Genomic DNA, 22,551 nt, shown 5'->3' on the forward strand with positions numbered 1-22,551 from the left:
GCGGTCTCCGGCGGTGCGGGGGTGTGCGGCGCAGGGGTGGATTCCGTGCGCGGCGCGCCGGTTCAGACGAGGAGCGGCTCGTAGTCGAACCAGTCGAAGCGGACGGTGCCGGAGGCCGCGTACAGGCCGATGACCCGGCCGGTGAAGCCGCCCGCGACCTCGGTCGACAGATAGCGGCCGTCGAGGTCGGCGAGCGCGGTGAACGCGCCGTCCGGGTCCTCGACGCCCAGCGTGAGGACGTCGGGCCCGCTGCGGGAGTCCTGCTGCGGTGCGACGGCGATGCGTACGGCGAGGGTCACCGGTCCGGCGGGCACGGTCCGGGACGCCACGACGGCGCGCACCGGTCCGACGCGGCTGATCACGCGCACCTCTCCGTCGAGGGCCTCGATCCCGTAGTGGTGGCGCTCGTCCAGACGCACGGCGAGACCGCCGTGTCCCTGGGCCGGGTCGATCAGAGCGCGCGCCCGGCAGGCCGGATGCTGCTGGCGGCGGCCGACGAACACCACGTCCCGCTCGTCCAGCGAGGAACCGCGGGCGCGCAGGGTGAGCCAGCCCGGGCGTTCCCCGGTCGTGCAGTGCTCCGCCGGACGGTCGCGCACCGAGATCCACTGCGGGCGCAGCCCGCCCGGGTCGAAGTCGTCCCGGACGGGTTCGGCGGGGCCGGGAACCAGCGGCCACGGCGGTGCGGGCGGCTCGGTCGTCACCGCGGCGACGACCGGCCAGTCGTCCACCCAGGTCACCGGCGTGAGGAAGGTCTCGCGGCCCAGCACGTGCCAGCCCGGGGTGCCGCCGCGCGGCCGGACGCCGAGCAGCACCATCCACCAGGATCCGTCGGGCCCCTGGACCAGGTCCGCGTGGCCGGTGTTCTGCACGGGGTGGTCGGTGCCGCGGTGCGTGAGGACGGGGTTGGCGGGGCACGGCTCGAACGGCCCGTCCGGTGTGCGTCCGCGGGCGATGGAGACGCCGTGGCAGCGCTCGGTGCCGCCCTCGGCGATGAGCAGGTACCAGTAGTCGCCGATCCGGTACAGGTGCGGCGCCTCCGGGGCCTTGGCGTCGGGCGCGCCGGACCAGAGCCTGTGCGGCGTGCCGAACGCCTCGCCGGTGTCGGGGTCGATGCGGATCTGGGAGACCCCGGCGACGGTGCACCAGCAGGCGCCGTCCTCGTCCCAGGCGAGGTCCGGGTCGATGCCGGGGACGCCGGGCAGACGGACCGGGTCGGACCAGGGCCCGGCGGGGTCGGAGGCCGTGAACAGCATGGTGCCGCCGTCGCTGACATGGGTGACGATCAGCCGGAAGCGGCCGTCGTGGTGGCGCAGGGTGGGGGCGTAGATGCCGCCGGAGGACGGCGCGTCGGACAGGCGCAGCTGGCTCGGCCGGTCGAGGGCGTTGCCGATCTGCGTCCAGTTGACGAGGTCACGGCTGTGGAACACGGGGACGCCGGGGAAGTACTCGAAGCTGGAGCAGACGACGTAGTAGTCGTCGCCCACGCGGCACACGCTGGGGTCCGGGTGGAAGCCGGGGATCACCGGGTTGGAGAACGTGGCGGGGCGAACGGCGGCGGCCGTGTGCGATGCGTCTGACACGCGGTCTCTTCCTCTGTCTCGTGCGGTCGTCGGGCTCGGGCTCGGGCTCGGGCGAGAGCCTCCCCGGGCGACTCCTCGGTCGGGGAGCTGCCAAGCGCCCTGTGTCGAAGCGCTTCACTTGGCCGCGACGGTAATGACAGGCTTCTCGCGAAACAAGGGGAGGAAAGAAGGGAAAGTTTCTCTCTGTCCGGGACATTGACAGGTTCCCGCGACCGGTGGCAGCGTCGACAGACGCGTCGAAGCGCTTCAACACATTGCCATCTCCCGGTTAGGGGTAAGCCTCGTGGCCCTTCCGTCCCCCTTCGCCGTCGGCCCGCGTGCGCGGCTCGCCGGTCTTCGCGGCGCCGCCCCGGACCGCACCTCCGGACGTCGTCCCCGGTGCCGGGCGCCGCTCGTCGTCCCCCTCGTGCGGACGGAGGCGTCCGGCCGGTGAAGTTCACCGACGGCCGCTGGCTGACGCGCCCGGGCTGGACCCCGCATTTCGCGGCCGAGGTGACAGACGCGCACGCGGGCACGGACCGCCTGACCCTGTACGCCGCGGTCAAGCGCATCACCGGCCGAGGAGGCACGCTCAACAGCCCGCTGCTGACCGTGGAGTGCTGGTCGCCGGCCGAGGGCGTCATCGGCGTGCGCACCACCCACCACGCCGGATCCGTGCGCCGGGGACCGGAGTTCGCGCTGTCCGGGTCCCGCTTCGCCGACGAGGGCGTGGGCAAGGCCCGCCGCGACGGGCCGTTGCTGGAGCTCACCTCCGGCGGGCTGACCCTGCGCGTCGACTCCTCCCGGCCGTGGCTGCTGGAGTTCGTCGCGGACGGCCGGGTGCTGACCTCCGCGGGCGAGCGGGGCACGGGGTTCGTCACCGACGCCGAGGGCCGCCACCACATGGTCGGCCGACTCGCCCTCGGCGTCGGCGAGTCGGTGTACGGACTGGGCGAGCGGTTCACCCCGTTCGTCAAGAACGGCCAGTCCGTGGACATCTGGCAGGCGGACGGCGGCACGAGCAGCGAACAGGCCTACAAGAACGTCCCGTTCCACCTGACCGACCGCGGCTACGGCGTCTTCGTCAACCACCCGGGACGGGTGAGCTACGAGGTCGGCTCGGAGGCCGTGGGCCAGGTCCAGTTCAGCGTGGAGGACCAGTCGCTGGAGTACTTCGTCGTCCACGGCCCGAGCCCGAAGGAGATCCTGGAGCGCTACACCGCGCTCACCGGCCGCCCTGCCCTGCCCCCGGCCTGGGCGCTGGGCCTGTGGCTGACGACCTCCTTCACCACCGCGTACGACGAGGCCACGGTGGGCCGTTTCGTCGACGGCATGGCCGAGCGCGGCATCCCGCTGAGCGTCTTCCACTTCGACTGTTTCTGGATGCGCGCCCACCAGTGGTGCGACTTCGACTGGGACAGCGCGACCTTCCCCGACCCGCAGGGCATGCTCGCCCGGCTCCGACAGCGGGGGCTGAAGGTCTCCGTCTGGATCAACCCGTACATCGCGCAGAAGTCCGCGCTGTTCGAGGAGGGTTTGCGCGAGGGGCACCTCGTGCGCCGGGCGGACGGCAGCGTGTGGCAGTGGGACCTGTGGCAGCCCGGCATGGCACTCGTGGACTTCACGAACCCGGCCGCCCGCGCCTGGTACACCGGGAAGCTGCGCATGCTGCTCGCCCAGGGCGTCGACTGCTTCAAGACCGACTTCGGCGAGCGCGTCCCCACCGACGTCGTCTGGCACGACGGCTCCGACCCGGAGCGGATGCACAACTACTACACCCACCTCTACAACGGGGCCGTCTTCGAGCTGCTGCGCGAGGAACGCGGCGAGGGCGAGGCGCTGCTCTTCGCCCGCTCGGCCACCGCCGGCGGGCAGCAGTACCCCGTGCACTGGGGCGGGGACTGCGACTCGCACTTCGCCGCCATGGCCGAGTCGCTGCGCGGCGGCCTCTCCCTCGGCCTGTCCGGCTTCGGCTTCTGGAGCCACGACATCGGTGGCTTCGAGGGCACTCCCACCCCGACCGTCTTCAAGCGGTGGGTGCAGTTCGGCCTGCTCTCCTCGCACAGCCGTCTGCACGGCAGCACGTCGTACCGCGTCCCCTGGGACTACGGCGAGGAAGCCGTCGACGTCACCCGCGAGTTCACGCTGCTCAAACACCGGCTGGCCCCCTGCCTCCAGCGTGCCGCGCAGCAGGCGCACGCCACCGGCGTCCCGGTGATGCGGGCCATGCTGCTGGAGTTCCCCGACGATCCCACCGCGGCCCTGCTCGACCGGCAGTACATGCTCGGCGACGACCTGCTCGTCGCGCCCGTCTTCACCGACGACGGCACGGTCGAGTACTACGTGCCCGAGGGCGTGTGGACCAACATCCTCAACGGCGCCCGCGTCACCGGTCCGGGCTGGGTGCGCGAGCGGCACGACTTCCACACCCTGCCGCTGCTGGCCCGCCCCGACTCGGTGATCGCGCTGGCCGCCGACGACCGGGGCCCGGTCTCCGCCTGGGCCGAGGACGTCGAACTGCGGGTGCACGCCTTCGCCGACGGCGCGCAGCGCACGATCGTGATCCCGCGACCGGAGGGAGACGAGGCGGCGGCCCGCTTCCACGTCCGCCGTGACGGCGGCCTGCTCCACGTGACGACGGACAGCCCGCACCCCTGGCGACTGCGCCTCGGCGGCCCGGACGGCGCGCTGCACCTGGCCGCCGCGGGGACCACGACGGCCGCGTTCCCCTGCCCGGCGCAGACCGACCCGACCGGATCCGGTCCGAGCACTTGACGGCCCGTCAGAGGTTCCTATCCTCCACAGTGTCCGTATCGCCGATCGATGTTCGGTAGCACGAACACCGTGACCGGGTGTCGATTCGGCACCCCGATCCGACGCCGCGCCCCTTCCGGAAGGGGCGCGCACGTCACGCACCGCCGGTCCACCGCTCACGTCCCCGGGCGGAACACTCCGGCCTCGAGCGCCGCTCTCGTGTCACCGCGGTGCCCACCGCGGGCCGTCCGCCCTTCCTCGAAGGAGACCCCACATGACCATCCCCCAGTGGTTACGTCCCTCCCGGCGCGCGATCCTCGCGACCGGGGCGGCCCTCGGCCTGGGCGCCGGACTGCTCGCCGGCACGGCCACGACCTCCCAGGCCGCCGGCTCGCTGCCCTGTGACCTCTACGCCTCCGGCGGCACGCCGTGCGTCGCGGCCCACAGCACGACGCGCGCGCTGTACGGCTCCTACAACGGCCCGCTGTACCAGGTGCGGCGCGCCTCGGACAACAGGACCCGCGACATCGGCGTCCTCGGCCAGGGCGGGGTGGCGGACGCCGCCGCACAGGACTCCTTCTGCGCCGGCACGTCCTGCCTCATCACCGTCGTCTACGACCAGTCCGGTCGCAACAACCGGCTGACCCAGGCGCCGCCCGGCGGGTTCCAGGGCCCCGCCCAGGGAGGCTACGACAACCTCGCTGACGCGACCGCCGCGCCGACCCGGGTGGGCGGCCACAAGGCCTACGGCGTCTTCGTCGCCCCCGGCACCGGCTACCGCGACAACAACACCAACGGCGTCGCCAGGGGAGACCAGCCGGAGGGCATGTACGCCGTCCTCGACGGCACGCACTACAACGGGGGCTGCTGCTTCGACTACGGCAACGCCGAGACCAACAGCCGGGACAACGGCAACGGCACGATGGAGGCCATCTACTTCGGCAACATCAAGGTCTGGGGCTACGGCGCGGGCAACGGCCCCTGGATCATGGCCGACCTGGAGAACGGCCTCTTCTCCGGGGTGAACACGCGCTACAACGCCAACGACCCCTCCATCAGCCACCGCTACACCACCGCCGTCGTCAAGGGCGGCCCGAACCACTGGGCGATCCGCGGCGGCAACGCGCAGTCCGGCGGCCTGTCCACCTTCTACAACGGCGCCCGTCCCAACGCCTCGGGCTACAACCCGATGAAGAAGGAAGGGGCCATCATCCTCGGCATCGGCGGCGACAACAGCCACGGCGCCGCCGGGACCTTCTACGAAGGCGTCATGACGTCCGGCTATCCGTCGGACGCCACCGAGAACGCCGTGCAGGCCAACATCGCCGGGGCGGGCTACGGCAGGTAGGTCCGCGACCGGCGCGCCCGGGCGCCGCGCCGTCAGCCGGGCGCGCGTCCGGCCCGGACCAGGCCGGTCTCATAGGCGATGACGACCAGCTGGGCGCGGTCGCGGGCGCCCAGCTTGGTCATCGCCCGGTTGGCGTGGGTCTTCGCGGTGACCGGGGCGACGAACAGGCGCTCGGCGATCTCGTCGTTGGACAGTCCGGCCGCCACCAGCGTCACCACCTCGCGTTCGCGGGGAGTCAGCGCGGCCAGCCGTCGCGGGTCCACGAGGTCGCCGGCACACGGCTGGGCGAGCACGCGGGCGATGAGACCCCTGGTCGCCGCGGCGGACAGCAGGGCCTCGCCGGCGGCGACGAGGCGGACGGCTTCGAGGAGCCGGTCCGGTTCGACGCCCTTGCCCAGGAAGCCGCTGGCGCCCGCCCGCAGCGCCTCCACCACGAGGTCGTCCTCCTCGAAGGTGGTCAGCACGAGCACCTTCACCCCGGCCAGGTCCTCGTCCCGGCCGATCAGCCGGATGCCCTCGATGCCGTCGACCTCGGGCATCCGGATGTCCATCACCACGACGTCGGCGCGCTCGGCGCGGGCCAGCCGCGCCGCCTCGCGGCCGTCGGAGGCCTCCGCGACGACCTCCATGTCCGGCTGTGCGTCGATGAGCAGCCGGAAGGTGCCGCGGAGCAGGGCCTGGTCGTCGGCGAGCAGAACGCGAATCGGCACGGCAAGATCCTCACGGGTCGGTCACACGGATGCGGGGGCGAGCGGGAGCGGCAGGTCGGCGACGACCCGGAAGCCGCCCTCGGGCCCGGGACCGGCGCTGACGGTCCCGCCGACGGCCGTGGCCCGCTCCCGCATGCCGATCAGTCCGTGACCGGTGCCCGCGCCCCGGACCGCGCCGGGGCTTCCGTCGTCCGTCACGGTGACGCGCAGCGCGTGCGGGCCGTAGGCCAGGAGCACGGCGGCCCGGGTCGCGCCCGCGTGCTTGTGCGTGTTGGTGAGGGCTTCCTGGACGATGCGGTAGGCGGTCAGCTCGGTGGCGGCCGTCTGCGGCGCGGGGACGCCGGTGCGGGTCACCTCCACCGAGAGCCCGCTCGCGCGGAAGCCGTCGGCGAGGCGGTCGAGGTCGGCCAGCCGGGGGATGGGGGCGCGGGTGCCGGGTGCGTCGTCGGGCTGGCGCAACAGGCCGACGGTGGCGCGCAGTTCGTCGAGCGCGGCGCGGCTGTTCTCCTTGATGTGGGCCAGCGCCTCGAACGCGCGGTCGGGGTCGGCGCGCAGGAGGTGGTGAGCGACTCCCGCCTGGGCGTTGACCAGGGTGACGTGGTGGGCGACGACGTCGTGCAGATCGCGGGCGATGCGCACCCGCTCCTCGGTCACCCGCCGTCGCGCCTCCTCCTCCTGCATGCTTTCGGCGCGCTCCGCGCGTTCCCTCGCCCGGGCGAGGTGGTCGCGACGGTTGCGGACGGCGCGGCCCAGCGCGGTGGCGGCGATCGCGAAGTCGAAGCGCAGGAGGGCGGACCCGGCCACCAGCGATTCCGCGTGGGTGGCGGCGTGGACGCCCGCGAGCGCCACGGAGGCGAGGAGACAGGCGGTCCACGCCGTGCGCCGGCTGCCGAGCACGGCGAGCGTGTACAGGGCGACCAGACCGGCCGCCGGGACCAGGGCGAGGTCCGGAGCCCAGGCCATCAGGGCGAGCCCGGCCGCCAGCGTCACGACGGTGACGACCAGCGGCCACCTGCTGCGGACGACCAGGGGCAGGCAGGAGACCGCCGTCCAGGCCGCGGCCTGCCAGCGCGGCTCGTGCCAGGAGGACTCGCCGACGGCGGTCGTCGCCGTGACCACCACGACCACCGGCACCGCGGGCAGGGCATCTCTGACCCGGTCATGACCGGCCAGCCATCGGCGCCACACCATCCTCACGTCCATTCCCTCACTCTAAGCAGCGCGGACCGGCGGCCGGCCGGGCGATCCTAGGCCGGCCGCCGGCCCACGGGCGTCAGTCGGCGACGCCGGCGGTCTGCGGCTCGCGGGTCGGGCGCGGCGCGTGCGCCGGTCCGTCCGCGGGGCCCTCGACGGACACGTCGGGCAGGGCCCGGTCCAGGGCGCGGGGCAGCCACCAGTTGGCCTTTCCGCACAGGTGCATCAGGGCGGGCACGAGGACCATGCGGATCAGCAGGGCGTCGACGGCGACGGCCACGGCCAGGCTGACGCCGAACTCGGCGATGACCCGCATGCCTCCGAAGACGAAGGAGCCGAAGACGCAGAACATGATGGCGGCGGCGACCGCGATCACCTTGCCGGTCTCGGCCTGCCCGACCCGCACCGCGCGGCCGCTGTCGCCGGTGTGCGCCCACTCCTCGCGCATCCGGCTGACGAGGAAGACCTGATAGTCCATGGACAGGCCGAACATGATGCCGACGACCAGGATCGGCACGAACGACTCGATCGGTCCGCCCGCCCCGAGTCCGAGGAGTCCGGCGCCGAAGCCGTACTGGAAGACGACGACGATCGCGCCGAAGGCCACCCCGATGCTGAGGATGTTGAGCACCGCGCCGACGGCCGGGATGAGCAGGCTGCGGAACGCCATAGTCAGGAGCAGGAAGCCGAGCACGGCGATCACCAGCACGAACACCGGCAGTTTCGACATCAGCACCGACGCGAAGTCGTCGTTGCCCGCCGTGACGCCGCCCACGTAGACCTTCATGGACGTGCCCTGCTCGGCCCGCGGGATCACCGTGTCGCGCAGGTGGTGGATGAGGTCGGAGGTGGCGGCCGACTGGGGCGAGGTCGTCGGCACGACGGAGACCACACCGACCGACTGCCCGGCCTTCATCGGCGCCGCGACGGCCCCGGCGACGCCGTCGACCCGCCCGAGGTCGGCGACCAGCCGCGCTTCGGCCTCCTTGTCGGCGGCGGTGGGGGCCTGGACCGCGAGGACGAGCGGGCCGTTGAACCCGGGCCCGAACCCCTGCGCGATCATGTCGTAGGCCTGGCGGTTCGTGGAGGCGGCGGGCAGGTTGCCGTCGTCGGACGCGCCCAGCCGCAGGGACAGGGTGGGGCAGGCGAGCGCCGTGAGCACGGCGAGGGCGACCAGACCCAGCGCCCGGGGCCGGGCCTGGACGACCGCGGCCCACCGGGCCCAGGGACCGGGCCGGGCGCCGGAGCGCCGCGCGTGCGCGGAGAGTTCCCGGCGCTCCGCGCGGCCGAGGACCCGCACTCCGATCATGCCGAGCAGCGCGGGCAGCAGGGTGACGGCGGCCAGCACGGTCAAGGCGACGGTGACGGCGGCGCCGACCGCCATGCCGTTGATGATGCCGACGTTCAGGGTGAGCATGCCCAGCAGGGCGACGACGACGGTCAGACCGGCGAACAGCACGGCGCGGCCCGAGGTGTCGAGGGCCTTGGCGATCGACTCGGGCACCGCCATGCCCGCCCTCAGGTGGGTGCGGTGCCGGTTGACGATGAACAGGGCGTAGTCGATGCCCACGCCGAGGCCGATCAGCGAGCCGAGGGTCAGCGTGGTGTCGGAGAGCGTGAGCACGTGGCTGAGCAGCATCACCGTGATCGCGGAGGTGCCGACGCCGACGACGGCCGTGATGATCGGCAGGGCCGCCACCCACACCGCCCTGAAGACGAACAGCAGCACGACGAAGGCGAGGACGATGCCCATCGCGTCGGCGATCGGGTTCGGCGCGGGGTTGACGGTGAACGCCTGGCCGTTGAGCGCGATGCGCAGGCGCGCCGTCCCCGGCTCGGTCGCGAGCTCCTTCACGTGGTCGACCTGGGCGTCGTCCACGTCCCGGTCGAAGGCGACCGTCGCGTAGGCCGTCCCGCCGTCCTCGCTGACCTGCGTCCGGCCCTCGGCGGTGTAGGGGCTGCTCACCGCCGCCACCCCGGGGGCGTCGGCGATCCGCTCCAACGCGTCGGTCATCGCCTCCCGCGCCGCGGGCTCGGTGACCCGTGCGCCGTCCAGTTGCCAGACGACGCGACCGCTCTTGGCCGCCGCGCTGTTCGAGGCCTGTTGCAGCAGGGCCGTCGCCCTGGCCGAGTCGGTGTCCTGCGAGGTCGGGCTGTTGCCGAAGGCGCTGCCGGCCGCGCCGACCCCGGCTCCCAGGGTGAACAACAGGCCCACCCAGACCAGGACGACGGCGAGCCGGTGCCGATGGCACCAGCGGGCGAGAGAGGACATCGACGGGCCTTTCAAGGGGTGCGTCACACGATCGGGCCGGCGTTTTCGGCCCGCCCTCACGCTCGCAGTCGCGCCCTCTCCCGTCGTCGGCCGTCCGCAGACACCTGTGTCTGCTGCGAGCGCAGTACACGCGGCACGGGATCCGTGAACGCCCCGGAGACCCCGGCCGCCCACGCGTGGGAGCGGCTCGTCGGGCCCGCCGCCCGGCCGAGGTCAGTGAACGTCGGGCGCCCCGGACCGCTCGCCCGTCCCGCCGCCGGCGGAGGCGGTGGCGTTGTTCAGCATCATGCGGGTGAGGCTGGTGCGGTTCGACACGCCGAGCTTGCGGTACACCTGCCCGAGATGGGTCTCCACCGTCCGCACGCTGAGGAAGAGGCTCTCGGCGATCCGGATGTTGGTCATGCCGGTGCTCACGAGGCCCGCGATCTCCCGCTCGCGGGCCGTCAGGGCGGGCAGGGCGTCCTCGGCCCCGGCGCACGCGGTCAGCCGGCTCCGCCACCGGGCGACGTCGCGCCTCAGACGTACGGAACCGCACTGGTCGGCGAGGGCCCCGGCGCCGTCCAGCCATGCGGCGACGCCGTCCGCGCGTTGCGCGTCCAGCGACAGCTCGGCCGCCGCGAGCAGGGTGACGCAGGCCTCGACCCGCTCGCCGCCGAGCGAGAAGTCGGAGACCGCCTCCACGGCCTGGCGCAGCGCCTGCCGCGTCCTGCCCGCCGCGGCGTGGGCCCGCATCCTGGCGCGCAGGGCGAACCCCCTGCGGCCGGGCGACGGGAGCTCCTGCAGACACTGCTCGGCGAGGTCGGCCCACTGCTCGACCGAGGCGCGGTCGCCCGCCGCGAGGGACGCCTGCGCCAGCGCGTCGCACCAGCGGGGCTTGCGCCAGGCGGTGAGCCGGGGCAGCCCGGCGCCGCCCGCCGCGTCCAGCAGCAGCCACCGGGCCCGCGCCGGGTCGCCGGCGCGTTGCACCCACTCGGCGTGGAAGCACCGGACGGTCACCGCCCATGCGGTCGGCGAGGCGCTGGCCACGGCGAGCGCCCGGGCCGCCGAAGCCTGCGCCTGCGCCGCGTCGCCCGGAGCGTCGCGCCAGAACAGCACCTCGGCGCGCACCATCGAGCCGACGGCCACCTCGGCCGGACCGGCTCCGGGGGACGTGTGGCGGTCGGTCTCGTCGAGAGCGGCCAGCGCCTCGTCCAGGTTCCCGCGCCGCAGGTGGGTGTTGGCCAGGACGGTGAGGATCTGCGGCTGGACGTACGTCTGACCGGTGCGCCGGGACAGGGCCGCCGCGCGCGTGAGGTGACGTTCGGCGTCGGCCAGGCGGCCGAGCATCCCCTCGGTCATGCCCGTCTGCAGCGAGGCGTTCAGATTGGTGAGCAGGGAGCTGTCGGAGGCGGCGTCGATGAGCGCGGCCGCGGTGGTCGCCCGCTCCTGCGCGGTGGCCAGGTCGCCGGTGAACAGGTGGCCGAGGGCGCTCTGGGCCAGCGCCTGGGCCTCGCCGACCCGGTCGTGGTGCTGCTGTGCGATGGCCGCCGCCGTCTCGGCGTGCCGCCGGGACGTCACGTACTCCTGGAGGTCGTAGGCGTGGTCGGCCAGCTCGGTGTGGAGGGCGGCCGCGATCGCGGCGTCCTGGCCGGCCAGCGTCGCGAGCCCCGAACGGGCCAGGGCGCCTGCCTCGGCGTAGCGGCCCAGGGTCCGCTCGATCCGGCTGGAGTCGGCGAGCGCGCCCGCTTCGCCGGACCGGTCGGGCATCGCCGACCGCAGGGCGTCGAGCAGCTCACGGCTCTCGGTCGCGTCCCCGGTCAGCAGCCGGGCCCGCGCCAGCAGGACCCGCGCTTCGTGCCAGTGCGCCTGGCCGGGCCGCAGCAGCGGCAGGGCCGCCTCCAGGTGACCGGCGGCCACGGCGGGGGAGCCGTACAGCATCTCGCGGGCGGCGGCGATCAGGGTGGTCGCGTGCTCCGGGCGGTCCGGGTCGGCGGCGCGTGCCACGTGATGGGCGCGCCGGGCGATGGGGGCGCCCTGCTCGGCCAGCGCGGATTCGGCGCGTCGGTGCAGAGCGGCACGGCGGCTGGGCGCGAGCCGCCCGTAGACGACGTCGCCCACCGCCCGGTGGCGCAGCGCGAGCCGCGGCGCGGGCTCGACGCTCCGGACGAGGTCGCGTCGGGTGAGCGCGTCCAGCGCCTCGACGGTGGCCGCCACCTCGCGTCCGGCGACGGCGGCCAGCAGCTCGGGGCGGAACGGCTCCGCCAGGACGGCCGCCGCCTCCAGGACGGCGAGTGCGTCGTCGTCGAGGCCCGCCAGTTCGCCGAGGACGGCCGTGGAGGCGGCCGCGGCGTCCTGACCGCGGGCCCCGAGCACCTGGAGGTACCGCGGGTTGCCCTCGGCCTCGCGGTGGATCTCCCGCGCGTCCGGGTGGTCCGCGAGGAGCTGTGCGGCCTGCTCGCGGGACAGGGGTCCGAGGTTCCACACCTCCAGCAGGTCCGCGGACCCGGCCCGCGAGAGGAGTTCCGCGTGCCAGGGCGCCAACTGGCGCTGCCGGCAGGCGAGAAGGCACAGCACGGGTCCCGTGGAGGCGGCCCGCAGCAGTCGTTCCACGTGGAGCTGCTCGTTGTCCGGGAGGAGGTGGAAGTCCTCCACCACCGCGAGCAGGGGGCGGCCCTCCGCCGCGTGCGCCGCGACCTCCCGCACCTCCTGCCGGGGCAGTTCGCCGACCGCGGGGGAGGGGGCCGCGGTCCGCCCGTGAGCGGTGCGCACGGGTATCCCGAGGGCCCGGGCCTGCGCCGCGACCGCCCGCATCAGCGCGCTCTTGCCGATGCCCGGATCCCCGACGAGTGCGACGGACCTCCCCGATCCCGTCCCGACGAGGTCGCTCACGGCGCGCACCAGCTCGCGGACTTCCGCCTCACGGCCCACCAGCGCACGCGCGTCGCCTCGCGTGCGACGGCCGGAAGAGGGCGTCTCGCCCTGCGGATCATCGGACATGGCACCGCACGATAGTGGCTGCCGATGACAACTAGGCAAAGGGGACGTATTCCGCGCCCGGAGCGGGGGAGCCGGCGGTCCGGGTCCTGCCGCCCGGGGGCGGCACGCAGTACGCGAAACCCGCTTCCCGAGGGCGAGTTGGCGATTTCACGGGTGTGCCCCCGACTGATTATGATCTTGGTCATGTCTGTGCAGAGTTCCGAACGCGCCCTTTCCCGCAAGCAGCGACTCCAGGAGAAGCAGCGCCGTCAGCTGGCGGTGGTGGACACCGTGGACAAGGCCGAGGCGAAGGTCCGCAAGGCGGAGGTCGAACTGGCCGGCGCGGTCGCCGAGGCGGTTCAGGTCTTCGGCGACGAGGAGTCCGCCTCCGAGGGACTCGACATGCGCGTCGAGACGATCCGGCGCTTTCTCGGCATCGCGCGGGACGAGGCCGCCGCCGCGCACGGGGCGGAAGCCGCCGACGCGTCCTGAGACCTCCGTCGGGCGGCCGCGCCACGCGGTGACGGTCCGTCCCGTGCGACGGGGACGGCCGTGAGGTCAGCCGGTGACGGTCAGCAGCAGACCGGAGACGATCAGGCCGGTCTCGACCACGAGGACGAAGACGGCGGCCGGAAGCCGGTCGACGGTCCTCTTGCCGCACCAGGCGCCGGCCGTGGCCGCCGGCGCGAGGGCCAGGCCGATGACGGCGCTGGACGCGGTCAGCACGGCCGCCGCGCCGAAGACCGCCAGCTTGGTCAGGTGCATCACCACCGCGGCAGCGGCCTCCGTGCCGATGTAGGCCCCTTTGAGCAGGCCGCGGGCGAGGAAGAACGGCGCGACCAGCGGACCCACCGAGCCCAGGAGCGCCGAGCCGAAACCGGAGGCGGCGCCGACGGCGGCGAACGCGGTTTCGTCGAGCCGGGCTGCACGCGGCTTCCAGCGCCGCCAGGCCACCATGACCAGGAGGAACACGCCGACGGCGCGGGTGAGCGCGGGCAGCGGCGCGGTGGCGAACAGCAACGCGCCGGCGGCCGCGGCCGGGACGGCTCCGAGGGCGAAGACGGCGACCAGGCGCCGGTCGACCTCACGGCGGTTGAACCACACCCGGCTGCCGTTGCCGGCCAGCTGGGCCACGGTGAGCACCGCGACCGCGTCCCGGGGACCCAGCACGGCGACGAAGACCGGCAGCAACAGCACGCCGCCGCCGAACCCGGCGATCGCGGACAGGGCCGCGGTCCCGAAGGTGGCGGCGGCGAGGGCGACGACCTGTAGCGCCGGTTCCATGCGGGTGATTGTCCCGCCGGCCGGGGACGGGCGGGGCCGGGACGACCGATCCCGGCCCGAGCACGACGCCGGCGCGACCGGAAGGCCCCCGCCCGGCACGGACACCGGACACCGGATGCGGGCCGGGAGCGGAGGCGGCGGGGGCGGTGCGGGAGCGGTGGCCGTGTCCGGGGCACCGCCCCCACTGCGCCGTCAGCGGTCGACGGAGCGCATCCCCGCCTCGTCGTACCGCTCGCCGGAGGCCTCGGGCAGCTCCGCGTCGATGCGCGCCAGGTCGTCCTTGGTCAGCTCCACGTCGACGGCGCCGGCGTTCTGCTCCAGGTAGGTGCGGCGCTTGGTGCCCGGGATCGGCACCAGGTGCTCGCCCTGGGCCAGCACCCAGGCGATGGCCAGCTGCGCCGGAAGCACGTCCTTCTCGGCGGCGATCTCCTTCACCTTCGCGGCCAGCCGCAGGTTCGCCTCCAGGTTGGCGTCCTGGAAACGGGGGTTCTGCCGGCGCCAGTCGTTCGCGTCCAGCTCGTCCGGCGAACTGAAGCGCCCGGCGAGGAAACCGCGACCGAGCGGCGAGTACGGCACGAAGCCGATGCCCAGCTCACGGCAGGCCGGCAGCACCTCGGCCTCCACGTCCCGCGACCACAGCGAGTACTCGCTCTGCACCGCGGTGATCGGGTGCACGGCGTGGGCGCGCCGGATGGTCTGGGCGCTCGCCTCGCTCAGTCCGATGCCCCGCACCTTGCCCTCGGCGACGAGCTCGCCCAGAGCGCCGACCGTCTCCTCGATGGGGACGTTCGGGTCCACCCGGTGCTGGTAGTAGAGGTCGATGTGGTCGGTGCCCAGACGCTTCAGGGAGCCGTGGACGGAGCTGCGCACATGCTCCGCCGAGCCGTCCTGCGCACCGACCGTGCTGATGTCCCCGGGTACCGCGTTGTCCATCCGGTAGTTGAACTTCGTCGCGATCACGTACTCGTCGCGATGCCCCCGGACCGCCTCGCCGACGAGCGACTCGTTGGTGAGCGGGCCGTACATCTGTGCGGTGTCGAGGAAGTTCACCCCGACGTCGAGGGCCCGACGGATGGTCGCGACGCCCTCCTCCTCATCGGCGGTTCCGTAGAAGGCGGACATGCCCATGCACCCCAGGCCGATGGCCGACACCTGGAGGTCCCGCAGACTGCGCTTCCGCATGCCGTGTTCCAGCCTTTCCTGCCACTTGTGCGTTGTCTCGGACGCCACGAAGCCCCGTCATCCATTGAGCGACGCATTCCTGCGCGCGGCATCCCGGGAGGGGCGCCGGACGCCAGGGGCCTCGTGCGCCACGGTGTCCGCAACGCTACGACCTGGAGCGCACTCCAGCGCAAGTCGGCGGGCCGGGGGAACGGCTGCCCGCGGGCCGTCGCCGGGAGGCGCCGTTGTCAGAGGCGGATGACAGTCTCCGGCCATGAGCGGCGAGGCGTTCCACTGGCAGGATTTCCTCGGACGGTGGCAGCGGGAGTGGGTTCCGCGCGGGGACGAGGACATGGACGAGGGCGAGCCCGTCCCCCTGGGCGGGCCCGGGGCGGACGAGTCCGCGATCCTGGCGGCCGAGGAGCGGCTGGGCCGGCGGCTTCCGCCCTCGTACCGGGCGTTCCTCGCCGCGAGCGACGGATGGCGGGTGGACCAGGCGGCGGGGATCCACCGGCTCGGCGGCGCGGCGGACATCGAGTGGACGCGGATCCGGCGCTGCGGGGCGATACCCCAGGCCCTCGACCCCGCCCGGCTGTTCCGTGCCGAGGACGCCGAAGAGGCGGGCGAACGCCGTGCGCTGGAGGCCCTGCACACGGAGCTGGGGCTCTCGCTGCCCCGCTTCGCGCTGACCCGGGGCACGCTCCCGACGTTCACCACCCGGTCCTGGACCCGGGCGCCACGCGAGGGGGAGGTGTTCGCCCACCTCACCGTGGGCTCCCCACGACCCCCGGCCTGAACGCCGCGGTCAGCCGGTCCGGCGCAGTCCCGCCACGAGGAGGGCGACCAGTCGGCGCGCGTCGTAGCGGGGGTCGCTGTCGGCGCCGATGCACAGGTTGCCGATGCCCCGCATGAACGGGTAGGCGTCGAGACCGGAGCGGATCTCACCCGAGGCGGCGGCGGCGTCGAGCAGCCGGGCGCACACCGGCAGGAGCCGGTCGAGGAAGTAGGCGTGCAGCGTCTCGAACCCGGCGTTGTCGTTCTGCAGCGCGGCCGCGAGGCCGTGCTTGGTGACCAGGAAGCCGACGAACAGGTCGACCCAGCGTTCTAGGGCGACGAACGCGGACGGGCTGCTCGCCAGCAGGTCGGGCCCGGCTTCGGCGCAGGCGTCGACCTGGTGGCGGTAGACGGCGATGACGAGGTCCGCCCGGGTGGGGAAGTGCCGGTAGATGGTCCCCACGCCCACTCCGGCCTCGGCCGCGATGTCACGTACCGGCGCTTCGACCCCCGAGGTGACGAAGACCGCCGCGGCCGCGTCCAGCAGGGTCTGCTGGTTGCGCCGGGCGTCCTTGCGCCGGGAGCCGGTCGCGCCCGCCGGGCTCTGGCCTGTGTCGTTCACCGCGACCTTCCTCGCCGGCGGGATGCCCGTGGGACGCCCCGCTGTCTGTCTGTCTGCCTGCCGTCGACGGAACGGCGTTCCGCTTCCGTCATGATGGCAGATCTCCTCCGTCGCCCCGGTCGCGGACCGGGGTGTGTGTCGCCGCCCGGCGGATTCGCATAGCCTCGACCACGGGTGTGGCGGACGCGGACCGCGTCCGCGGGGAGGAGACGTGGTGCTGACAACGGGCGCGCGATGGCTTGTGGCCGTGCTGGCCGTCCTGTGTCTGGTGCTCCTCGGCTCCGGCGCTCCGGCCGATTCCCCCGCCGGGCGGACGCCGTCCGCCGGCCCCGCCCGGGACGTCGTGGCCAACCGCGTCATGACGTGGAACATCTGCAACCCCTGCGACGAGAGCAACGCCGACCGGGCGGCCGCCATCGCCGCGTTCGCGCCCCAGGTCATCGGCCTCCAGGAGGCGTGCGTGCGGGACGTCGACGGGATCCGGGACGAGCTGGAGAGCCGCTACGGGCTGGTCTACCAGGTCGCGTACGGCATGGTCCTGCACAGTTGGTCCCGGTGCGGGGGAGTGCCGTGGAACCCGGGAGGCTACGGGGAGGCGATCCTGTCGGCGGCGCCGATGACGGACCGCGTCCACGTGGAATACCCCGACGGCGGCTCCGAGGACCGCGGGTACATGGCGGTGACCACCAGGGTGGACGGCGCCGCCGTGCGGGTCTTCAACACGCATCTCGCGGAGCGCCGTCAGGAGGCGGTCCGCACCGAGCAGACGCGCGTGCTCGCCGCGAAGGTGGCCCCCTACGAGCGGGCCGTCGTCCTGGGCGACTTCAACGCGCAGCCGGACGCCGCGGAACTGGCCCCCATGTGGGCGCTGGCCGCGGACGCCGACCCGCGGTGCCTGCCCTCGCGCGCGAGCGCCTGCGAGCCGACCACCGACTGGTCCAGCAGGTTCGACTACGTCTTCCTGCGCAACGTCGCCCCGCTCGCGCACGGCGTGCGGCCCACCCCGGTCTCCGACCACCACCTGCTCCACGCCGACCTGGACCTGGACCACGCCTGAGGCGATCGCCGCCGCGCGGGGACGACAGCGCCGGGAGCGCGACGGGGCGACGGTGCGAGGGGGCGGCGCTGCGTGAGAGCGGCGGCCACGCGACGGCGCCGACCACCGACGGACGACCGACGCCGACCACGGAGGCCGCCGGGCCGCCGGGCCGCCGGCGAGGGTGTTGTCGCCGCCCTCACCGGTCTCGCCGCCCGTGAGCCGCTCCATAGCCGGCACCGTCCACTCTCTCTCCCCCCGGGCCGACAGCCGGGGTTGCCCGCTTGCGGCTGTCTCCGCTGGTCGGGGCCGGTTTCCCGGCCGCTCGGGCAACGGGAAACAGGAAACCCGTCGACCTGTCCCGGACGGCCGGGCAAGGCTGAAGCCGTAAGTCCGAGCACGACCTGCGACCAGGCAGGACGACCGCAAGGGGGAAACATGCGCAAGTTGTTCAGTGGAGCCGTTGCCCTGGCCACCGCTGCCACCGCGATGGTGGCGCTGGCCGGAACGGCCGAGGCCAAGCCGGCCGCCGACTGGGCCGGCTGCCCGTCGGGAGCCGTCTGCGTCTACCCGCAGAACCAGAGCCCCGCCCAGAGCCCGAGCGCCGTCTACTGGACCTACGGTGCCCACGACCTCAGCAACCAGGTGGGCCGGCACTGGGTCCTCAACAACCAGACCGGGGGCGCCACGGCGGAACTGTGTCTGAACTACGGCGGCACCAACTGCAACTACACCATCCGGGCGCAGAACGGCGTGTACGCCGATCTCACGCCGATCAACTCGATCAAGCTGAACCGCCCGTAGCGCCGGTCGCACGGGGGGACGCCCGGGACCGCTTCGGCGGTCGCGGGCGTCCGCGTGTTCGACTCCTCCCCCCCTTCGCGCCACGCCGCCGCAATGGGTGATCGGCCGTCATACCCCCGCAGTAGCCTGGGTGTCGGCCGTCACACGGCTCATGCGCGCGACACCGGGGGACGTGGTGGGGGAGCAGCTGCACACCGGCGATGACGGGAAACCGGCACAGCCCGAGGCCGCGGTCGCGGACTTCCCCACCCAGCTCAGACGCCTTCGCCGGCAGCGCGGACTCTCGCTGGCCGACATGGCCCGGCAGACGCACTACAGCAAGGGCTACCTCAGCAAGATCGAGACGGGGGCGAAGCGGGTCACCGTGGACGTCGCGCGGCGCTGCGACGAGATCCTGCGCGCGGACGGCGGGCTGCTGGGCCTGCTGACGCAGAGCACCGAAAGCCCCGTGGAACCGGGGGCGGAGGGTGCGGGCGCCTGCCCCTACCGAGGGCTGTCGGCGTTCACCGCGCAGGACGCCCGGTGGTTCTTCGGCCGCGAACGGGCCACCGCCACCCTGGTGGAGAGGGTCTTCACGCGGATCGGCGGCGGGCCGCTCATGGTCGTCGCCCCGTCCGGCGCCGGCAAGTCCTCCCTGTTCCACGCCGGCCTCGTGCCGGCCCTGCGCACACCCGGCGGCTTCCCCATGCCGGGCGCCGACCGGTGGCCGGTGGTGGCCTTCACCCCCACCGCCCATCCCCTGGAGGAACTGCTCACCGGCGTCGCCAAGGCCCTGGACGGCGATCCCGGCGTCACCGTACGGGAGCTGAGGGACCGGCCCGAGGCACTGCTGGAGGCCGTGCGCCGCGCACGGGGCGACGGCCCGTGCGCCGACGGGGCCAGACAGCCGCCCCCGGTGCGTCCGGTGTTCCTCGTCGACCAGTTCGAGGAGCTGTTCACACTCTGCTCCGACGAGGAGGAGCGCCGCGCCTTCGTCCGGGTGCTGTGCGCCGTGTCGACGGCCCACCGTCCCCCTGCCCCGGCAGACGCGTCCGGTCCTGATCCGGCGGTGGTCGTCCTGGGCGTACGGGCCGACCTGTCCGGCAGGTGCGTCGAACTCCCCGAGCTGGCCGCGGTGTTCGGCGACGGACTGTTCGTGCTGCCCCCGATGTCCGTGGCCGGACTGCGCGAGGCGGTCACCCGCCCCGCCGACCTCGCCGGACTCACCCTGGAGCCCGGTCTCGTCCCCCTTCTGCTGCGCGACGCGGGGCTGCGCGACGACGCGGGGGCAGTGCCCGGCGACACGGGGGACGCCGGACGCGTCCTGCCCGACGTCACCCCCTCCGGCGCGCTGCCGCTGATCTCCCACGCGCTGCTGACCACCTGGCAGCAGCGCGAGGGAACCACCCTCACCGTGGCGGGATACGAGCGCACAGGCGGGATCCGCGGGGCGGTCGCCCGCACCGCCGAGGACGTCTTCGCGGGCCTGCATCCGGGCGAGCAGCGGACGATCCGCAGGATCCTGGTGCGCCTGGTCCACATCGCCGACGGCGCCGGACCGGCCCGGTGCCGGATGAGCCGGGCCGCTCTCGTGGACCGGCCGGCCGACGCGGCCGACGCCACCGCCGCCCTGGACGCGTTCGTGCGGGCCCGTCTGGTCACCGCCGACCGCGACACCGTCGAGATCGCCCACGAGGCCCTGCTGCACGCCTGGCCTCGGCTGCGCGGCTGGATCGACGCCGACCGGGAGGGCCTGCTGCTCCACCAGCGGCTCGCGCACGCCGCCGACCAGTGGGAGCGCGAGGGCCGTGACCCGTCCGCCCTCTACCGCGGCGCACGGCTGGAGGCCGTCGAGGAATGGGCCGGGGAAGGGGACGGCCGCAGCCGGCTCACCGCGCGGGAGGAGGCGTTCCTGCGTGCCGGCCGGGCCGAGGAGGCCGAGCGCCTGCGGCTGGCCCGGCGGCAGGTCCGGCGACGGCAGGGCACGCTCGTCGCGCTCGTCGCGCTGCTGACCCTCGCCGTGGCCGCCGGGGCCCTCGCCTACCGGCAGCGCGCGGACGCGCTGCACCAGGAACGGGTCGCCCGCTCCCGGGCCCTCGCCGCGCAGTCCGCCTCCCTGGCCGCCGGACAGCCAGAGGAGTCGATGCGCCTCGCCGAGGAGGCCTACCGTTCCCAGCCGACGCCCGAGGCGCGCGGCGCCCTGCTGAGCACCCAGGCGCAGCCCTTCGCGGCCCGGCTCCCCGGGCACCGGGGCCCGGTCAACTCGGTGGCCTTCGCCCCCGACGGGCGCACGCTGGCGACCGCCAGTTCGGACGGCACGGTGACGCTGCGCCGACTCGCGGACCGGCGTACGACCGCCAGGTTCACCATGTCCGGGCAGGTCCGGTCGGTCGCCTTCAGCCCCGACGGCCGCACGCTCGCGGCGGGCGCCACGGACGCGCCGGTGCGGCTGTGGAGCACGGCCGACCACCGCACGAGGGCCGTGCTGCCGCCGAGCACGGCGGGCGCCCGGGCCGTCGCCTTCGACCCCCGGGGCGGCACGCTGGCCCTCGCGGCGGGCGACGGCACGGTCCAGGTCTGGGACACCGGCCGGATGCGCCGCGTCGAGTCCTTCACCGGCCATGCCGGACAGGTCGACGCGCTGGCGTACGCCCCGGACGGGCGGATGCTCGCCTCGGCCGGCGCGGACCGCACCGTCCGCCTTTGGGACACCGTCCGCGCCCGACCGGCGCGCGTGCTGAAGGGGCACGCCGACGAGGTGTACGGCGTGGCCTTCGCGCCGGACGGCCGCAGCCTGGCCAGCGGCGGCGCCGACCGGACCGTACGGCTGTGGGACCTGGCGACGGGCCGCACGACCTCGGTCCTGACCGGCCACAGCGACGACGTCAACGCGGTCGCCTACACCCCCGACGGCGCCACGGTCGTCAGCGCCGGCGGCGACGGCACGACCCGCCTGTGGGACGTGCACAGCGGCATGCCGACGCTGACGCTCACCGGCCACACCGACTACACGATGGGCGTGGCGGTGAACGCCGCGGGCACCCTGCTCGCCACCGCGGGGTTCGACCAGTCGGTCGTGCTGTGGAACCTCGGCGGCCCGGTCCTCACGGCCCGCCCCCGCACCGAGATCTGGCAGTCCGCCTACAGCCGCGACGGAAGACTCCTGGCGACCGCCGACACCGACCACACCGTGCGGTTGTGGGACGTGGCGCGGCACCGGCCCGTGGCGACCCTGAGCGGCCATCGCTCCGCCGTGTTCTGCGTCGCGTTCGCGCCCGACGGGCGCATGCTGGCCTCGGCCGGCTCGGACGGCACGGTCCGGCTGTGGGACGTCGCCGCCCACCGCCTCCTGCGCACCCTCACCGGCCACCACGGAGACGTCTTCTCGGTGGCGTTCTCGCCGGACGGGGCGCTGCTGGCCTCGTCCGGCGCCGACCGCACGGTGCGGCTGTGGGACGTCGCCGCCCACCGCCTGCTGCGCACCCTCACCGGCCACACGGACTTCGTCAACGACGTCGCCTTCAGCCCCGACGGACGCACCCTCGCGAGCGCGGGCGACGATCTGACCGTACGGCTGTGGGACCTCGCGTCGCGCGCGCCGCTCGCCACGCTCACCGGACACACGGGCGCGGTCCGGGGGGTGGCGTTCAGCCCGGACGGCCGGCAGCTCGCGAGCAGCGGCAACGACGGGACCGTACGGCTGTGGGACGTCGGCCGACGCCGTCCGACGGCGGTGCTGGGAGGGCACACCGGCTCGGTGCGCGGCATCGCGTTCTCCCCCGACGGCCGGCTGCTGGCCGGCAGCGGCAGCGACCGCACGATCCGGGTGTGGGACGTGGCCGGACGGCGGCCCTGGGCCACCCTGACGGGACACACGGACGCGGTGTGGGGCACGGTGTTCGCCCCGGACGGGCGGACGATCGCGAGCAGCAGCAACGACGGGACCGTACGGCTGTGGAACCTGGACGTCGCGTCCCGGCTCGCCGCGATCTGCCGACTGCGGCTGCCCACGGCCCGCACGGCGACGTGCCCGCCGCGCTGACCGCGACCGCGCCGGGGCGGCCGTGACCCGACGCCGCCGCCCCCCACGGCGCTG

At 74.2% G+C, this 22,551-nt stretch carries 14 protein-coding genes and 1 pseudogene; 7 read left to right on the top strand and 8 right to left on the bottom strand.

The window, feature by feature from the left end:
- Positions 1 to 62: 62 nt before the first annotated feature.
- Entirely contained in the window at positions 63 to 1,583 is a 1,521-nt protein-coding gene (locus KMS84_RS01970) for a glycoside hydrolase family 43 protein (protein ID WP_256914232.1), read from the bottom strand.
- Positions 1,584 to 2,012: 429 nt separating this feature from the next.
- On the opposite strand from KMS84_RS01970, the gene yicI reads away from it, so the two are divergent.
- Positions 2,013 to 4,337: an alpha-xylosidase gene (yicI, locus tag KMS84_RS01975; protein WP_256914233.1), complete on the top strand. Its 2,325-nt coding sequence runs from the start codon at positions 2,013 to 2,015 to the stop codon at positions 4,335 to 4,337.
- Positions 4,338 to 4,590: 253 nt separating this feature from the next.
- Positions 4,591 to 5,655: pseudogene (locus tag KMS84_RS01980) on the top strand (arabinofuranosidase catalytic domain-containing protein); the annotation flags it as partial.
- A 41-nt stretch (positions 5,656 to 5,696) separates the two neighbouring features.
- Here the strand turns inward: KMS84_RS01980 and KMS84_RS01985 are convergent.
- The 4 genes from KMS84_RS01985 to KMS84_RS02000 form a co-directional block, all read right to left on the bottom strand.
- On the bottom strand, positions 5,697 to 6,374 hold the full coding sequence (locus KMS84_RS01985; protein ID WP_256914234.1) for a response regulator: 678 nt from the start codon (positions 6,372 to 6,374) through the stop codon (positions 5,697 to 5,699).
- Positions 6,375 to 6,395: 21 nt separating this feature from the next.
- A complete protein-coding gene (locus KMS84_RS01990; protein WP_256914235.1) occupies positions 6,396 to 7,577 on the bottom strand; it encodes a sensor histidine kinase in 1,182 nt (393 codons plus the stop codon).
- Positions 7,578 to 7,647: 70 nt separating this feature from the next.
- Positions 7,648 to 9,840, bottom strand: a complete 2,193-nt coding sequence (locus KMS84_RS01995; RefSeq protein ID WP_256914236.1) for an MMPL family transporter — start codon at positions 9,838 to 9,840, stop codon at positions 7,648 to 7,650.
- 213 nt (positions 9,841 to 10,053) lie between these two features.
- Positions 10,054 to 12,816 (bottom strand): helix-turn-helix transcriptional regulator, encoded by a 2,763-nt coding sequence (locus KMS84_RS02000; RefSeq protein ID WP_256914237.1) that lies wholly within the window; start codon positions 12,814 to 12,816, stop codon positions 10,054 to 10,056.
- Between the two features lie 183 nt (positions 12,817 to 12,999).
- On the opposite strand from KMS84_RS02000, the gene KMS84_RS02005 reads away from it, so the two are divergent.
- Positions 13,000 to 13,287: a hypothetical protein gene (locus tag KMS84_RS02005; protein ID WP_256914238.1), complete on the top strand. Its 288-nt coding sequence runs from the start codon at positions 13,000 to 13,002 to the stop codon at positions 13,285 to 13,287.
- A 66-nt stretch (positions 13,288 to 13,353) separates the two neighbouring features.
- Here KMS84_RS02005 and KMS84_RS02010 read toward each other — a convergent pair whose 3' ends face one another.
- Together KMS84_RS02010 and KMS84_RS02015 are read right to left on the bottom strand one after the other, a co-directional pair.
- Positions 13,354 to 14,079, bottom strand: a complete 726-nt coding sequence (locus tag KMS84_RS02010; RefSeq protein WP_256914239.1) for a sulfite exporter TauE/SafE family protein — start codon at positions 14,077 to 14,079, stop codon at positions 13,354 to 13,356.
- Positions 14,080 to 14,271: 192 nt separating this feature from the next.
- Complete coding sequence (locus KMS84_RS02015; protein ID WP_256914240.1) at positions 14,272 to 15,261, bottom strand: aldo/keto reductase; 990 nt, start codon at positions 15,259 to 15,261, stop codon at positions 14,272 to 14,274.
- Between the two features lie 253 nt (positions 15,262 to 15,514).
- Between KMS84_RS02015 and KMS84_RS41070 the strand changes: the two genes are divergently transcribed.
- Positions 15,515 to 16,036, top strand: a complete 522-nt coding sequence (locus KMS84_RS41070; RefSeq protein WP_306425425.1) for an SMI1/KNR4 family protein — start codon at positions 15,515 to 15,517, stop codon at positions 16,034 to 16,036.
- A 9-nt stretch (positions 16,037 to 16,045) separates the two neighbouring features.
- Here KMS84_RS41070 and KMS84_RS02025 read toward each other — a convergent pair whose 3' ends face one another.
- Positions 16,046 to 16,636 carry a TetR/AcrR family transcriptional regulator gene (locus tag KMS84_RS02025; protein ID WP_256914241.1) on the bottom strand — a complete coding sequence of 197 codons (591 nt, stop codon included), beginning with the start codon at positions 16,634 to 16,636 and terminating at the stop codon, positions 16,046 to 16,048.
- Positions 16,637 to 16,847: 211 nt separating this feature from the next.
- Here KMS84_RS02025 and KMS84_RS02030 point away from each other — a divergent pair, with 211 nt between their 5' ends.
- The 3 genes from KMS84_RS02030 to KMS84_RS02040 all read left to right on the top strand — a co-directional run bounded on the left by KMS84_RS02030 (position 16,848) and on the right by KMS84_RS02040 (position 22,497).
- Positions 16,848 to 17,693, top strand: coding sequence for an endonuclease/exonuclease/phosphatase family protein (locus KMS84_RS02030; protein WP_256914242.1), 846 nt, complete (start codon positions 16,848 to 16,850; stop codon positions 17,691 to 17,693).
- A 417-nt stretch (positions 17,694 to 18,110) separates the two neighbouring features.
- Positions 18,111 to 18,476 carry a hypothetical protein gene (locus tag KMS84_RS02035; RefSeq protein WP_256914243.1) on the top strand — a complete coding sequence of 122 codons (366 nt, stop codon included), beginning with the start codon at positions 18,111 to 18,113 and terminating at the stop codon, positions 18,474 to 18,476.
- A gap of 151 nt (positions 18,477 to 18,627) precedes the next feature.
- A complete protein-coding gene (locus KMS84_RS02040) occupies positions 18,628 to 22,497 on the top strand; it encodes an nSTAND1 domain-containing NTPase (RefSeq protein WP_256914244.1) in 3,870 nt (1,289 codons plus the stop codon).
- The last annotated feature ends 54 nt before the right edge of the window (positions 22,498 to 22,551 follow it).

It is taken from the genome of Streptomyces hilarionis (genome assembly GCF_024539675.1).
GTDB classification, from domain to species: Bacteria; Actinomycetota; Actinomycetes; order Streptomycetales; family Streptomycetaceae; genus Streptomyces; species Streptomyces hilarionis.